This is a genomic window from Streptomyces sp. P9-2, from assembly GCF_051903975.1.
GTDB lineage: Bacteria > Actinomycetota > Actinomycetes > Streptomycetales > Streptomycetaceae > Streptomyces > Streptomyces cellulosae.
Genome location: NZ_CP192634.1, coordinates 1 through 14,927, shown reverse-complemented (window position 1 = coordinate 14,927; position 14,927 = coordinate 1). Strand labels below are relative to the sequence as shown.

Annotated in this window: 13 protein-coding genes and 3 pseudogenes; 12 read left to right on the top strand and 4 right to left on the bottom strand. The window is 66.3% G+C overall.

Annotated features, from left to right (window positions below; all coding sequences use genetic code 11):
• Positions 1 to 368 precede the first annotated feature (368 nt).
• From pqqB to ACQY0Z_RS32595, 6 genes and pseudogenes are all read left to right on the top strand, one after another.
• Positions 369 to 1,265 (top strand): pyrroloquinoline quinone biosynthesis protein PqqB, encoded by an 897-nt coding sequence (gene pqqB, locus ACQY0Z_RS32620; RefSeq protein ID WP_439813204.1) that lies wholly within the window; start codon positions 369 to 371, stop codon positions 1,263 to 1,265.
• Complete coding sequence (gene pqqC / locus ACQY0Z_RS32615; RefSeq protein ID WP_019524875.1) at positions 1,262 to 1,957, top strand: pyrroloquinoline-quinone synthase PqqC; 696 nt, start codon at positions 1,262 to 1,264, stop codon at positions 1,955 to 1,957. The genes pqqB and pqqC overlap by 4 nt, the downstream gene beginning before the upstream one ends.
• Positions 1,957 to 2,232: a pyrroloquinoline quinone biosynthesis peptide chaperone PqqD gene (gene pqqD / locus ACQY0Z_RS32610; protein ID WP_019524876.1), complete on the top strand. Its 276-nt coding sequence runs from the start codon at positions 1,957 to 1,959 to the stop codon at positions 2,230 to 2,232. The genes pqqC and pqqD overlap by 1 nt, the downstream gene beginning before the upstream one ends.
• 5 nt (positions 2,233 to 2,237) lie before the next feature.
• A complete protein-coding gene (gene pqqE, locus ACQY0Z_RS32605) occupies positions 2,238 to 3,353 on the top strand; it encodes a pyrroloquinoline quinone biosynthesis protein PqqE (protein ID WP_439813541.1) in 1,116 nt (371 codons plus the stop codon).
• Between the two features lie 24 nt (positions 3,354 to 3,377).
• Positions 3,378 to 5,900, top strand: a complete 2,523-nt coding sequence (gene pepN / locus ACQY0Z_RS32600; protein ID WP_205526131.1) for an aminopeptidase N — start codon at positions 3,378 to 3,380, stop codon at positions 5,898 to 5,900.
• A 112-nt stretch (positions 5,901 to 6,012) separates the two neighbouring features.
• Positions 6,013 to 6,816 (top strand): annotated as a pseudogene (locus ACQY0Z_RS32595) (integrase core domain-containing protein); the annotation flags it as partial.
• 255 nt (positions 6,817 to 7,071) lie between these two features.
• Here ACQY0Z_RS32595 and ACQY0Z_RS32590 read toward each other — a convergent pair.
• The 3 genes and pseudogenes from ACQY0Z_RS32590 to purU form a co-directional block, all read right to left on the bottom strand.
• Positions 7,072 to 7,701: an MBL fold metallo-hydrolase gene (locus ACQY0Z_RS32590; protein ID WP_189906816.1), complete on the bottom strand. Its 630-nt coding sequence runs from the start codon at positions 7,699 to 7,701 to the stop codon at positions 7,072 to 7,074.
• A complete protein-coding gene (locus tag ACQY0Z_RS32585; protein WP_439813205.1) occupies positions 7,701 to 8,786 on the bottom strand; it encodes an S-(hydroxymethyl)mycothiol dehydrogenase in 1,086 nt (361 codons plus the stop codon). Before ACQY0Z_RS32585 ends, ACQY0Z_RS32590 begins: the two co-directional genes overlap by 1 nt.
• A 70-nt stretch (positions 8,787 to 8,856) precedes the next feature.
• A pseudogene (gene purU / locus ACQY0Z_RS32580) lies at positions 8,857 to 9,033 on the bottom strand (formyltetrahydrofolate deformylase); the annotation flags it as partial.
• Positions 9,034 to 9,314: 281 nt separating this feature from the next.
• Between purU and ACQY0Z_RS32575 the strand changes: the two are divergent.
• The 3 genes and pseudogenes from ACQY0Z_RS32575 to ACQY0Z_RS32565 all read left to right on the top strand — a co-directional run.
• Positions 9,315 to 9,560, top strand: a pseudogene (locus tag ACQY0Z_RS32575) (IS5/IS1182 family transposase); the annotation flags it as partial.
• 415 nt (positions 9,561 to 9,975) lie between these two features.
• A complete protein-coding gene (locus ACQY0Z_RS32570) occupies positions 9,976 to 10,983 on the top strand; it encodes a LysR substrate-binding domain-containing protein (protein WP_026243827.1) in 1,008 nt (335 codons plus the stop codon).
• Positions 10,984 to 11,081: 98 nt separating this feature from the next.
• A complete protein-coding gene (locus tag ACQY0Z_RS32565; RefSeq protein ID WP_026243828.1) occupies positions 11,082 to 12,059 on the top strand; it encodes a class I fructose-bisphosphate aldolase in 978 nt (325 codons plus the stop codon).
• A 4-nt stretch (positions 12,060 to 12,063) separates the two neighbouring features.
• Here the strand turns inward: ACQY0Z_RS32565 and ACQY0Z_RS32560 are convergent, their stop codons facing one another.
• Positions 12,064 to 12,216: a hypothetical protein gene (locus ACQY0Z_RS32560; protein WP_439813206.1), complete on the bottom strand. Its 153-nt coding sequence runs from the start codon at positions 12,214 to 12,216 to the stop codon at positions 12,064 to 12,066.
• Positions 12,217 to 12,315: 99 nt separating this feature from the next.
• Here ACQY0Z_RS32560 and glpX point away from each other — a divergent pair, with 99 nt between their 5' ends.
• The 3 genes from glpX to ACQY0Z_RS32545 form a co-directional block, all read left to right on the top strand.
• A complete protein-coding gene (glpX, locus tag ACQY0Z_RS32555; RefSeq protein ID WP_439813412.1) occupies positions 12,316 to 13,278 on the top strand; it encodes a class II fructose-bisphosphatase in 963 nt (320 codons plus the stop codon).
• 115 nt (positions 13,279 to 13,393) lie between these two features.
• Positions 13,394 to 14,479, top strand: coding sequence for an HAD-IIA family hydrolase (locus tag ACQY0Z_RS32550; protein WP_439813208.1), 1,086 nt, complete (start codon positions 13,394 to 13,396; stop codon positions 14,477 to 14,479).
• Between the two features lie 121 nt (positions 14,480 to 14,600).
• Positions 14,601 to 14,927: RpiB/LacA/LacB family sugar-phosphate isomerase (locus ACQY0Z_RS32545; RefSeq protein ID WP_439813411.1), on the top strand; the 327-nt coding region annotated here is incomplete at its 3' end.

Sequence of the window (14,927 nt, the reverse complement as noted above, 5' to 3'; positions counted from 1 at the left end):
TGCGGGCACCGTGGTCATCACCCGATTCGGTGGCCACGCTGAAAACGCTCAGTGTTTGCAGCAGTCCGCTCGTGGCGGCACGGCAGCCGTCCGTCAGCGGTTCGGTGCCGTTCGTTCGCAGTCGGTTGTCAGGTGGGCGAGGACGAATAAGCTGTGAAAAGAAAAGGTGAGTTCAGGACGACTGTAACTGATGGTCGCCCTGACCAAACCCTCGACAGGCAACGGTGCCTGTTGTTGTACGGCCATTGTCGATGGTCGAACTTGAGGAGGACGCCATGAGGTGGGAAACGCCTGTTCTTTCGGTGGTCGAGGCGTACTCTGAAGCTGGCGACCGCCTGCGCCGGCGTTAACAGATTGTTTTTCATACTGTGTTTATTCATTGCCTCGGGGCGGCGGCAGGCGGAGGTTATCCGCAGTGGAATTGCGCTTGCGCGGGGTGCCGAAAGGCCCGCGTCAAGCCTGAAGTCGCGACGACACACGCAGGGATTGCGGTTTCCGGAGACGGCGAGCGGTGGCTTCTGTTGAATGCCACGCCGGACGTCCATCATCAGATAGCGGCGGATCCTTCTTTGCATCCGGGTCCCGGTATTCGGACGACGCCGGTTGCCGGTGTGCTGCTGACGGACGCAGAGTTCGATCACACGATCGGCTTGCTGATGCTGCGTGAGGAGTCGTCGCTGACGGTGTACGGGACGAACCCCGTGCTGGAGGCGCTGACCCGGCGGTTCCCGGTTCGGGAGTTGCTGAGCGACTACGCGGATCTCTCATGGTGTCCGGTTGACATCGGCAAGCCGGTTGACCTGGACGATCGGTTGCGCGCGACTGCCTTTCTGACGGGATCCAAGCCGCCTCGCTACGTAGGAGGTTCAGGGCTTGGCGGGTCGGAGTGGGAGGTGGGCTTCCGCTTGGAGGACAAGGTGACCGGCGGGACCCTGGTGTACGCGCCGACGCTGCCCCGGTGGGACGAGGAGTTCACCGAGCAGGTTGCGTCGGCTGACTGCGTCTTCCTGGACGGCACGTTCTGGACGGACGACGAAATGTCCCGCCAAGGGGCAGGAAGTCGCACCGGACGTTCCATGGGGCACATGCCCATCAGTGGCGAGGACGGTTCTGCCCGCGCTCTGGCTGCGCTTCCTGCGAAACGGAAGATCTACACCCACATCAACAACACGAACCCTATCCTCGACGAAGATTCCAAGGAGCGGCGCTGGCTGACGGGCTTGGGTATCGAGGTTGGTCGAGCCGGCTTGGAGGTGGAAATATGAACGCTTGGTCTGCTGAGGAGTTCGAAGCGCAGCTGCGGTCGATCGGGGAAAAGCGGTACCACCATCTGCACCCGTTCAACGAGCGAATGCACGCGGGCTTGCTGACCGAGGAGGAGTTCCGAGGTTGGGTGCGGAATCGCTTCTATTATCAGGTGAACCTGCCGGTGAAGGACGCTTTCATCCTGACCAAGCTTCCTGGTCGGGAGGACAGGCGCCAGTGGATTCAGCGCATCATCGATCATGACGGGCGGACGGGAGACGAAGGCGGTATCGAAAAGTGGGTCCGCCTCGGTGAAGCTGTCGGATTGACCCGTCGAGAATTGTTCGACGGCGACTCGGTGCTGCCCGGAGTGCGGTTCGCCGTGGACGCCTACGTCGATTTTTGTCACCGGAAGCCGTGGCTGGAGGCCGTGGCATCGGCCCTGACCGAGCTGTTCGCGCCGGATCTGCTCAGCCGTAGGATTGCCGACGTCCAGCAGCACTACCCGTGGATCGCAACGGAAGGTTTGGAGTACTTCCGTGCGCGACTCACCCAGCAGCCCAAAGACATTGCGCATCTGCTCGACCTGGTGATCAACCACGCGAAGTCCAGGGAGCAGCAGGACGCCTGCGTACGAGCGCTGGAGTTCAAGTGTGATGTCCTCTGGAGCCTGCTTGACTCCGTGCAGCTCGCGTACAGCAAGAAGCCGTGATGGACGAATCCGAGCTGACGGCCATTCCTCGGCTGGCGACCAAGGCGATGCTCAGACACGACAGCGTCCGAGGCGTGGAGTTGCTGTTGCTGCCGGAGAGGGTCGTTCTCCTGAACAAGTCTGGGGCAGCGATCCTGGGGTTGTGCGACGGCAGCCGAACCGTGCGGCAGGTGGTCACCCAGCTTGAGCAAGATTTCGAGGTTGCCGATCTCACGAACGACGTAATGACATTCCTTCATGATGCGCGTGAACGGGGCTGGGTGGTGGTCACATGAACGGTATGCCGCATCCGTACGCCCTGCTGGCCGAAGTCACGCACCAGTGTCCGTTGCACTGCGTCTACTGCTCGAACCCGTTGGCGTTGCTCGGTCGGCAGGACGAGCTCGCGACCGAAGACTGGTTGCGGGTGATCCGCGATGCAGCCGGCCTCGGGGTCGTACAGGTGCACTTTTCAGGCGGTGAACCGCTCGTTCGCGGCGATCTGGAGACGCTGGTCGCCGAGTGCCGTCGCCTCGGCCTGTACACGAACCTGATCACCAGCGGCCTCGGGCTTACGGAGAGCCGTGCGAGGTCGCTCGTTTCGGCGGGGCTCAACAGCGCCCAGCTGAGCATTCAGGGCGACGCCGCTGAGTCGACGAACTTGGTGGCAGCGAGCAAGCGATTCGACAAAAAGGAGCAAGCTGCGCGCATCATCCGCGAGGCCGGACTGCCGTTGAACATGAATGTGGTTCTGCACCGGATGAACCTGCCTCGTCTGGACGCGATCATCGACGTCTGTGTGGCGTGGGGCGCCGAGCGACTGGAGCTCGCCAACACCCAGTATTACGGCTGGGCTCTTCGCAACCGCGACCTGCTGCTGCCGACCAAGGCACAGCTGGAGGAGGCTGTGGGCGTCTACAAACGCCGGAAGGCCGAGCTGGGGGAGCGCATGGAACTCCTCTGGATCCTCCCTGACTACTACGAGCCCTATCCGAAGCCGTGCATGGGCGGATGGGCGCAGACGGCACTGACCGTCGCACCCGACGGCACCGTGTATCCGTGTCCGGTGGCTGCGGAGATCACGACGATGAACTTCTCCTCGGTTCGCGACCACGACCTCGCGTGGATCTGGTCGAAGTCCGACGCGTTCGAGGCATTCCGGGGAACCGAGTGGATGGCTGATCCGTGCCGTAGCTGTCCTCGCAAGGAGATGGATTTCGGCGGATGCCGGTGCCAGGCCTTCGCCTTGACCGGCGATCCGGCGCGCACCGATCCGGTTTGCATGCACTCACCCGACCACCACTTGGTGCAGGACGCTCTCGTTCGCGCCCATCAGGCGGATGTCGCGGCAGACGGCGAAACGATCCGCGAGGAGCTCGTCTACCGCCGCCCGCACGGGTCGGCGCGCGGTAACTGACGTATGCCGGGCGAAGGCCGCGCCGTGTCCAGAAACGTGCTGACGAAGGGAGAGGCGGCAGCGCGTTCGGCCGAGATCTCCGACGTCCACTACGCGGTGGAACTCGACCTGACCGTGGGTGACCGGAAGTTCGCGACGAGTACTGTGGCTCGCTTCCAGGCCTGTTCGGGGGATGCGTTCATCTTTCTCGACTTCGCGGGGGAGGTCGAATCGGTCGAGTGCAACGGCCGTGCGCTCGGGCCGGACGCGCACGACGGGACGCGTGTCCGGCTCGACGTGCGCCCCGGTGAGAACACGGTTCGAGTGGTCGGTTCCGCTTCATATTCGCGAACGGGTGAAGGGCTGCACCGTTTCCGCGACCCGCTTGACGGACAGGTCTACGTACACACCAAATTCGAACCTTTCGCGGCGCACACGGTGTACGCCTGTTTCGACCAGCCCGATCTCAAGGCAACGGTCGACCTGACCGTCACCGCTGACACCCACTGGGTCGTGGTTGCCAACACCGACCACGAGGAGCCGCCGTCGCCCGCAGGCGAGGAGCGTTCGACGTGGCGCTTCGGACGCACGCCACCGCTGCCGCCGTATCTGGTGGCCTTCGCCGCCGGCCCGTTCCGGCGACTGCGTTCCCGTCACAGCGGAGTGCCGCTGGCGCTGTACGCGCGGAACTCGCTCTTCGAGGAGCTCGCCGGCGAAGCGCCCGAACTGTTCGACGTGATCAGCCGTGGCCTCGACCACTACAGCGAGTTGTTCGACCTTCCGTACCCGTTCACCAAGTACGACCACGTCTTCGCCCCCGAGTACGCCTTCGGAGGAATGGAACATCCGGGCTGTGTGACGCTCAACGAGGGACTCCTGTTCCGGCATCGTGTCACTGAGGACGCGCGGCGAAGACGAGCCGACGTCTTGCTGCACGAGATGGCGCACATGTGGTTCGGCGACTACGTGACGATGCGCTGGTGGGACGATCTGTGGCTGAATGAGGCCTTCGCGACGATGATGGCGGTCGTCGCACAGGCTGAAACGACGCGGTACGGGGAAGGCTGGACCGCCTTCGCACACCACGCCCTGCCAGTAGCTCGACATGCCGACCAGCTGCCCACCAGCCACGCGATCCGGGTGGAAACCGCCGACACCGATGCTGCGCGGTCGAATCTCGGCCCGATCGTCTACCTGAGAGGCGCAGCGGTGCTGCATGACCTCGCGGAGCGCTTGGGCTGGGAATCTTTCGTCGCCGGTGTGCGGACATATCTGCGGACGCATGCGTGGGGAAACGCCGGCCTCGATGACTTTGTGGCGGCGCTGCGACAGGTGTCGAACGAAGACGTGGACCGGTGGGTGGACGAATGGCTGCTGCGCCGCGGTGTCAACACGGTGGAGGTGGTCCGCCATGCGGGTGGCGACCGGGTGGCGCAGTGTCCCGATCCCGATGTTCCGCCGCGTCACCTGAATCTGCGGATCGCCGCGTTCGACGACCACGATGCCAAGTTGGTGCTGCGGCAACGCACGCATGTGTCGCTCAGTCCCCGTAGACGCGAAGGTGAACTCGCCGTCTTCGACGCGAGCCCGGACCTGCTGGTGCCCAATGACGATGCGGTGAGTCATGTCAAGATCAGGCTGGACCCACGATCTCGACGGACGGCCTTGTGCAGCCTGTCCGCACTGGATGATCGACGAACGCGGGCAGTCGTCTGGGGAGCATTGTGGGACGACGTGCTCGACGCACGCTTGCCCGCGCGGACTTACGCAGCCGCGGTTCTCACGCATGGAGTGCTGGAGAGCGACGTCGGCGTCCTGCAAGTGCTCCTGGAGCGGGCGGTGCGGGCGGTGCAGGTCTACGGAGACCCCATCAGCAGTTGCCGAATGCTCGCGGTCCTGGCGCGCCACGTACGTGAGCAGTTGGACGGCGCCGCTGCGGGCACCGATCACCAACTGGTCCTTGCCCGCATCCTCGCGGGTGTCCTCCAGGCCGACGGCCACGCTCTGCTGAGCGACATAGTGTGTGGGCGGTCCCCCTGGGCAGGACTCGAGGTCGACCGAGATCTGCGGTGGCGGGCACTGCTCCGCCTCGCGTCGACCGGAGGCGACATCGACGGGCTCTTGCACGTCGCGATGGAAGCCGACCCGGGGGACAGCGGCCGCCGGAACGCCTTGATGGTGGAAGCCGCACGCCCCACCCGTGCCGCCAAAGAAGAAGCGTGGACCCGGCTGTTCAGCGATGGATTTTCCCTTGCAGAACGGAAAGCCATCATGGCGGGGCTGCGGCAACCGGCACAGGAGGCGTTGCTCACTCCGTACACGGACCGCTACTTGCGGGCGTTGCAGAGCATGGCAGGAACCGCCGCGCCCGAGTTCGTGTTGGCGTTCGCCCGCGCGCTCTATCCTCATTTCACCAACGATGAGCAAAGCGTGCTGGCGGGCACGGACGACCTGCTGGACACCAAGCTGCTCTCCGCAAACGTGCTGAAGGCCGTCAGAGAGGAGCGAACCGAGCTCCTCATCATGCAGGCAGCACGAGCGTGCGACGCGGCGCACAGAACGGGCTAGGCGTGGTGTGCCGGGACGTCGGTGACACGCGTGCCGGATGCTGGAACGGGTGAGGGCATTTCCGGGGCCGGTGTGGATGGCGACACCTGCAACCGGCCTCCAGAAGGCCCCCATGTGCCGTCGCAATGCCCCGCTGACGCCGACCGGCCGACCACGTCTGGCCCGGCGTGTCGTGGACGACGGCCGGCCGCTGCGCCAGCCAGCGGAACGCTTCCAGGTCAGCCGCACGACCGCGGCCCGCTGAACGGACCGTTACCGGCAGCTGGGCACCGAGGGCATGCACGACCGTTTCAGCCGTCCGCACCACCATCCCGCGCCGCGCCCCGGCCGCCGTGGAGCCACGGGTCGTACACCTGCGGCGCGAGCACCGCACCGGACCTGCGCGGCCGGCGGCCCGTGCCGGTGTCGCATCCTCCACCGCCTACCGCATCCTGCGCCGCCACGGCCTGCCTGCGCCTGCCGTGCCGGACCGGGCCACCGGCAACCCCGTCGACGTCGACGCTACGAACGCGCCCGCCCCGGCGAGCCGGTCCACATCGACGTCAAAAAGCCCGGCCGCATCCCCGACGGCGGCGGCCACAAGGTCCTCGGCCACCAGGCGGGTCGCGCCAACCGGAAGCCGTCCATGGCAGGCTACGTCTGCCTTCCTTCCCCACCCGCGCCACGGCCTGGTTCGCCGACCAGGGCATCAGCCCTCACTGGACCCGGCCCTGGCGGCCGCAGACCAACGGCAAGGCGAACGTTCCCACCGCACCTGCTCGAGGAACGGGCCCACCAGCGGCCCTACACCTCAAAGACCGAACGGCAGACAGCGGTTCCTGACCGGCTGGACCGGTACAACCACCACCGGCCCCGCACCGGCATCGACAGCCAGACCCCAGCCGGCCACGTCACCAACCTGTCCGGACAACACACCCAGGGCCGGCTGCCACCGGCAGGCGACGCCGGCCTTACGAACAGCAACAACACCGCTATGTCACGGTGTCACCCTCTGTTTCTGCTCGCCGGGCCCCTGCCCGGACGGGCCCACCGGCCAACCCGCGTGCCTGCCAGACGTGGCCTCGCCGCCGCCTCACCCTGCTCCAGGAAGCTCGCGATTCGCCACGTGAGACATCTTCGTACCGGGTCCCGCACGGACGGGCCCGCCCCCCCCGGCACGGGAGGGGCTCGGTCAGGAGCCCTTGGCGAGCAGCTCCCTCAGGTGGGGCGCCTCGGCGGCGAGTGTGGTCGTGTCGCCATGACCCGTGTGGACGACGGTCTCTCCCGGCAACGGCATCAGCCGGTCCCGGATGGAGGCCAGGATGGTGTCGTAGTCGCTGTAGGAGCGGCCCGTGGCTCCGGGACCGCCCTGGAAGAGGGTGTCGCCGGAGAAGAGGGCGCGCAGCGCGGGCGCGTACAGGCAGACGGCGCCGGGTGCGTGGCCCGGGGTGTGGATGACCGTGAGAGCGGTGCCGGCCACCTCCAAGACGTCGCCGTCGGCCAGGGCGCGATCGGCGGGGCGGTCGGGGTGGGTCATGCGCCACAGCACCTCGTCCTGGGGGTGGAGGTGGACCGGGGCGCCGGTGAGGTCGGCGAGGGCGGGGGCGGCGTTGACGTGGTCGTTGTGGCCGTGGGTGGCGACGATGGCGGTCACCCGACGGCCGCCGATGGCCTTCTGGACGGCCTGCGCGTCGTGGGCCGGGTCGATGACCAGGACCTCGTCGTCGTCGCCGATGATCCAGACGTTGTTGTCGACGTCCCAGGTGCCGCCGTCGAGGCTGAAGGTGCCGGAGGTGACGAGGCGTTCGATGCGGGCGGTCATCACAGCACCACCACCGAGCGCAGCACGTCGCCGTCGTGCATCTTCTCGAACGCCTTCTCCACCTCGTCCAACTTGATGGTCTCGGTGACGAAGGCGTCCAGGTCGAGCCGGCCCTGCTGGTAGAGGTCGATGAGCATGGGGAAGTCGCGGGAGGGCAGGCAGTCGCCGTACCAGGAGGACTTCAGCGCGCCCCCGCGTCCGAAGACGTCCAGCAGCGGCAGTTCCAGCTTCATCTCCGGGGTGGGTACGCCGACGAGGACGACGGTGCCGGCCAGGTCGCGGGCGTAGAAGGCCTGCTCGTAGGTCTGAGGGCGGCCGACGGCGTCGATGACGACGTTGGCGCCGAAGCCGCCGGTCAGCTCCCTGATGGCCTCGACCGGGTCGGTCTGGCGGGAGTTGACGGTGTGGGTGGCGCCGAAGCCCTTGGCCCAGTTCAGCTTTCTCTCCTCCACGTCGACAGCGATGATCTTCGCCGCGCCGGCGAGGCGGGCGCCGGCGATGGCCGCGTTGCCGACACCGCCGCAACCGATCACGGCAACGGAGTCGCCGCGGCCGACGTTGCCGGTGTTGATCGCCGCTCCGAGGCCGGCCATCACGCCGCAGCCGAGCAGGCCGGCGGCCGTCGGCGCGGCGCTCGGGTCTACCTTGGTGCACTGGCCGGCGGCGACCAGGGTCTTCTCCGCGAAGGCGCCGATGCCCAGGGCCGGCTCCAGCTCGGTGCCGTCCTCAAGGGTCATCTTCTGTGTCGCGTTCCGGGTGCTGAAGCAGTACTGCGGGCGTCCGCGCTTGCAGGCGCGGCACTGGCCGCACACGGCGCGCCAGTTGAGGATGACGTAGTCGCCGGGAGCCACCTCGTCGACGCCCTCGCCGACGGCCTCCACGACCCCGGCCGCCTCATGGCCCAGCAGGAAGGGGAAGGCGTCGTTGATTCCGCCCTCCCGGTAGTGCAGGTCGGTGTGGCACACCCCGCAAGCCTGGACCTTCACCAGCGCCTCGCCGGGACCGGGGTCGGGGACCAGGATCGTCTCCAGCGACACCGGCGCCTTCTTGCTCCGGGCGACGACGCCGCGCACCTCGTGAGTCATGTCGGAGTTCCCTCTTTCGCGTGTTATGTCGGGTACGGTCAGCGGAGGACGACCGTACCGGTGCCTTGCGCAGTACCCGGTGTCCCACGTGCCACTGCACGGCGTGGGCCAATGCCACAGACTCCGCGTCACGGCCGGCGGCGGCCGTCTCCTCGAAACCGAGGGCGTGGTCCATCCGGACCATCTCCTGCTCGGTGATGGGCCCTTCGTCGAGATCCGCGGTGACATGGTGCGGCGTGGCGCCGATAGGTTCCCGAATGCCTGCGGGCATGAGGCGAGGGTGCCCAAGGTCCCTTGTATGGACGCGCTTGATTACCCTCGTAACCGCACTGTACTCGCAGTATCGGGCGCGGACGTGCCGTGTTGCAGAAGCCGAGCAAAATCCGCGCGACGGCCGGGCACGGCAACTCCGGGTGGCTCAGCCGCGGTGGAGGGTGGCCGGCGGTGTGGCGTCCACCGCACCGGCGTGCGCCGGACGCTCCGGTCCACCTGCGCCGTCACGACACCCTCGCGCGCGACGCGGGCCGGCCGGGCCGCACCCGTGGCCCGGCCACGGCCCGGATCATCCGGGTCTGCGGGCAACAGGGCGTCCCCGCCTGGCCCGACCGCGCCGGACAGGGCGCCGGCCCCAGGTCACCACCGGGCTCAAACGGCCACCCGGCGGCTACCCACCCCACACACCACAAACCGTCGACCGTGCACTGGCCCAGGACCGAGCGCCCCGTCGAACGCGGCACGGCACGGCCCGAAGTCCGGGCCCGCATCAGCCGGTGACCGCACAACCGTCATCACCAGGCCCCCGTCGCCACCCTGCACAGGTACAACGCTGAACAAGGGCTTATGGCCCGCAGGTAACCATGTGGACACCGTTCATACGCGCTCGGCGCGCGTTCGTGGCCAAGAGATTGACCACTCATTGAGGTCCGTTGCAGGCTTCTTGCACACCGCCTCAGGTGCAGCCGACAACTGTGAGCTCGAGACGGGGAAGGCATAGCAAGCGGATTCATGCGCTTGGCGCGACCAGTTGTGCTGCTGCAGCAATGCGGCACAGCTGTACTCAACCGGTAGACCGACAGTGTCGTCCGGCTTTTCCTTGCGGGACTTGAAGCGTCGCGGGACGCCTGCTTCCGGCACGCTTCGCACGCCGCGCATGCTGACGACAGGTCAGTCTGGAGCGAGAGGTGAAAACATGGTGCTTCCATCAAAGATGCCTCAGCTCGCCGACCTCGATTTGCTGCTGTCGGTCGAGAGCTATGGCAGCGTAGGAAAGGCAGCTCAAGCGCATAACCTTTCACAGCCGGCCGCCAGTATTCGGATCAGAGCGATGGAACGTCGCCTTGGTCTTCGGCTGCTGGACCGCTCTCCTGCCGGTTCGAAGCTCACCGAGGAAGGAGAAATGCTGGCCAAGTACGCCCGTAATCTGATGCATGCGGCACGAGAACTGCTGGAATTTGGGCCCGGGTCCCATTCCTCCGATGTGAAACGTCTACGGATTGCGGCCAGCCCGGCTGTCTCGGAGCACTTGATCCCTGAATGGTTGAACCGTTCCGGGTTCTCGTTCGGCGAGGCACGTGTCGAGGTGCAGACCGGCAGTGTCGACACGCTTCACCAGCTGATCCTTGCGAGCCATGTCGACCTCGCGTTCATCGACGGCTGGTGTCAGGCCGGAAGCCAGGTGCAGAAGAGCTATCGCGAAGACCTGGTCACCCGGTACATATGCGACGACAAGCTGGCCGTGGTGGTCGGCTCGAGGCACCCGTGGGCCATGAGGCCCAGTCCCCTGTCGGTGCAGGAGTTGGCAGACGCTCAACTTGTCCTGCGCGAGCGCGGCTCAGGACTCCGGGAGTTCACAGACGAGCTACTGGGAGCTGCACGCGCCCCGCGAAATTACATTGAGCTTCCCTCTAACGCTGCGATCAAGCAGGCAGTTGCTACAAGCCAGCGGGTGACAGTGCTGAATATTTCCACCGTGAGGTCCGAACTCGCGGAAGGCCGGCTGCATCAGGTGGCCGTTGACCAAGAGATGCCGGCAAAACCCATTTATGCGGCTTGGAGTGAACGCCGGGGTCTCCCGGAGTATGCGCGGGAACTTGTGGAGACTGCAGCGTCGAAGGGTAGTCCGATGCGAGTCGTCAAGACTGGACAGAAAGTCCAGGGTGCTCAACTCGCGGAGGCGAACGTCGCCACAGCGATCTAGCGTCACGGTCTGTTCCCAGCGCGTCGATGACCGGATTGTCGAACCCATCACGAACATGCCACACCGTTCGGTGCCGAGCACAGGAGGATTAACGACAGATGTCAGCTCTGAATGAAATTGCGCGTACACTTGTCTCCAACAGGCGCGGAATCCTTGCTGCCGATGAGAGTATCGGGACGATGTCCTCCAGGCTGGAGAAGGTGGGGGTCGCGGCAACGGAGGAAAATCGTCGGGTGTACCGTGAGCTGATTGTTACGACCCCTCGGCTCTCGGAATCGATCAGCGGCATCATTCTCGCGGACGAGACGTTCCGTCAGAAGGTGTCCAACGGGCGCACGTTTCCAGAGTTCCTCGCCGATCTCGGGATTCTCACCGGAATCAAGGTCGACACCGGAGCGAAGCCGCTGGCGGGAGCCCCGAACGAGACGATCACCGAGGGTCTCGACGGGCTGCGCGAGCGAGTGAAGGATTATGTGCGCCTCGGCGCGACGTTCGCCAAGTGGCGCGCGGTGATCAAGATCGGTGACAATCTGCCGTCGGACCGTGCAGTGCGAGCGAACGTGCACGCGCTGGCGCGGTATGCCGGCCTCTGCCAGGAAGGAGGCCTGGTGCCCATCGTGGAGCCCGAGGTGCTGATGGACGGTGCCCACTCGCTGGCGCAGTGCCAGAAGGTGACGACTGCCGTGCTGGAGTCGCTGTTCGACGAGCTCGACCTGATGCAGGTGCAGCTCGACGGCATCGTCCTCAAGCCCAACATGGTGGTTGCCGGGACCGACAGCTCGGAGCAGCCCTCGGTGACAGACGTCGCCCGGGCCACGGTGGACGCCCTGCGGGAGACGGTGCCGGCGTCCGTGCCGGGCATCGCCTTCCTTTCCGGTGGACAGAGTCCGGAAGTAGCGACGAAGCACCTCGGGGCGATGCAGGGTCTCAGTCCGCTTCCCTGGGAGCTCACCTACTCGTTCGGAAGGGCGCTGGTCGGGCCGGCTCTGGAGACATGGCGGGGCGACAACGCCAACTGGGATGCCGCCCAGAAGGCGCTCTCCGAGCGAGCCATCGCGAACGCCGCCGCCCGCTGACGGGTCAGCCGGCCCGATGCTGCCGGCTCCGTTCTTCGAGCCGGCAGCCCGTCGATGCCTGTTGCTGCACTTCGCCGGCGGCCTGCGTCTCGATGAAGAGGGCGACCGGATCGGCCACGTGAGTCGCCGGTCCGGTCGCCCGCGGCTTGATGTCCATGGTCGTCGTGGCCGAGTGCGTTGCAGACCCTTCGCACAGTCTCGTGCCGTTGCTCGTCCGGTGGAATGGATGCCGATGAGGACTCCAGAATGTGGCGCAGTGTCATCCGCCGGCACCTCGGGACCCGATCACACTCTTGCTCTCGAACTCGTACGTGTCACCGAGGCCGCCGCGATCGCGGCCGACAGGTGGGCCGGACGCGGCGCCAGGAACAGCGGCAAGGCCGCTGCCATCGATGCGATGCACAGACTCATCATGCCGGTGCCGATGCGCGGCGTTGTGGTGATTGGCGAGGGCGAGAAGAAAGATACGCCTGTCCTGTTCAAGGGGGAGCGCGTCGGCGATGGGGACGGGCCGGCATGCGACATCGGGATCAGCGCAGACGACGGCACCCTTTCGATGGCCGCGGCAGCCGAGCGCGGTGCCCTGTACGACCCGTCGCCGGTTCTCCACATGGAGAAGCTGGCCGTCGGCCCCGACTACGTCGACGTCGTCGACATCAGCCGTCCGGTCGTGGAGAACCTGCGAGCGGTTGCCACGGTCAAGGGCGTTCGAGTGCCGGATGTCATCGTTGCCGTTCTCAACCGGCCCCGGCATCACGAGCTCGTGCGCGAAATCCGCGAGGCAGGTGCGCGGGTCCACTTGATGGAGGGAGGCGACGTCGCGGGCGCGATTGCCGCGGCGTGTCCCGAGAGCCAGGTGGACATGCTGTGGGGCACAGGGGGAGCAGCGGAGGGAGTCATCGCCGCGGCTGCCCTGTTCTGCATGGGTGGATCGTTGCAGGCCCGGCTACGGCCCCACGGCTTCGAGCAAGGCGGAAAGAAGCCCGCAGCCGGCCATGACGCCGACACCGTTCTCTGCACCGGCGACCTGGTGCGCGGAGAGAACGTCTTGTTCTGCGCCACCGGAGTGACCGGCAGCGAACTGCTCAGCGGTGTACAGCACCACTCGGGCCGCACCACTACACAGTCCCTTGTGATGTGTTCGAGTCCGCACACAATGCGGTTCGTCAAGTCCGAACACCGGCAGGTGGCGCGAGCACCTCGGGATGGATTCGGGTGAGTGGAAAAGGCCGGCTTCCCGCACTTCTTCCCCGGAAGCCGAGTAGCTACCACCCCGACGATGGCGAGGCTGACGAAAACCGCAAACGCACTCAAGAGGAGCACCGATTCGAATGATGGGTGAGACCACCACGACGTCCGTCCGGGCCGAACCCGTCATCACGCGCTACCGCGGACTGATCTGTGATCTCGACGGTGTGGTCTACCGCGGCGCCACGGCTGTTCCTCATGCGGTGGAGACCTTGAACCGGGTGACGGCGCACGGCGTACCGGTCGTGTTCGCGACCAACAATGCATCCCGCTCTCCCCGGAGCGTGGGCGACCACCTCCGCGGGCTGGGCATCGCACAGCAGGGCTGGTCGGTGGTCACTAGTTCCCAGGCGGCCGCGGCACACCTGGCGGAGCGTCTGGCTCAAGGAGCGCCGGTGTGTGCGGTGGGAGGGCCGGGTGTCGCTGAGGCACTCACCGAAGCCGGGTTGACCCCGGTCCGCGTCGCGGATCTGGGCGACACGCCGGTCGAGGCAGTCGTTCAGGGACTGGGAACCGACGTCACCTGGAGCGAGCTCACGGCGGTGGGCTACCTCGTCGAAGCCGGAACCATCTGGGTAGCAACCAACGTCGACCTCACGTTGCCCACGCCGTACGGGCAAGCGCCTGGCAACGGTGCGCTGGTCGCGCTGGTGCAGACGGCGACCAGCGCATCACCGCACGTGGTCGGCAAGCCGCAGGCAGCCTTGTTCGACCTGGCACGTTCCCGGCTCGGCACCGCTCAGCCGGAGACCCTTGTGTGCGGGGACAGGCTGGACACCGACATCAAGGGCGCCAACTCGGCCGGCCTCGACTCGCTCTTCGTCCTGAGCGGGGCCTCCCGCCTGCGGGACCTGGCATTCGCCGAGCGGTCTTCGCGTCCAACCTATGTCGCCGCCGACCTGAGCGGACTGCTCGCGCCCGGACTGCCACTGCACACCACCTCACCCGACCACCTCGTCGAACTCGGGCCGGACGCCGTACCACGTGTGCCGAGTGTCGGCGACAACGGCACACGGCTGCAATCCGTTGTCACCATGGCGTGGGCCGCTCGCGACGAGGGTCGTGCGGTCTCCGACCATGCCGGCCTGTGGGCAACGATCGAACGACAGCTCGGACTTGTCCAGCCGAAACAAGCCACGCAACAGACGAGCCGATCAGTAGCCGGACATTGAGGCGTGCGGTGCCATCCCGTGAGCCTGAATCAGGACCCCGACACCCCCAGTAGTCCCGACCTGCTTCCCACGCCAATCCACCGAACACCCACCGATCCGCGAAATGAGGAGCACTGTCAGCGTGCGCATCTACCTTGGCTCTGATCATGCCGGATTCGAACTCAAGAACCACCTCGTCAGTAGGCTTTCCGACCTCGGCTACGAGGTGACCGACGTCGGTCCCACCGTCTACGACGCGGACGACGACTACCCACCGTTCTGCGTCGAGGCGGCACGGCGCGTTGTGGCGGACAAGGGCAGCCTCGGTCTCGTCATCGGCGGCTCCGGCAACGGGGAACAGATCGCCGCGAACAAGGTCCCCGGCGCCCGCGCCGCGCTCATTTGGAGCGTGAACACCGCCAGACTGGCCCGCCAGCACAACAACGCACTCCTGGCAGGTATCGGCGGA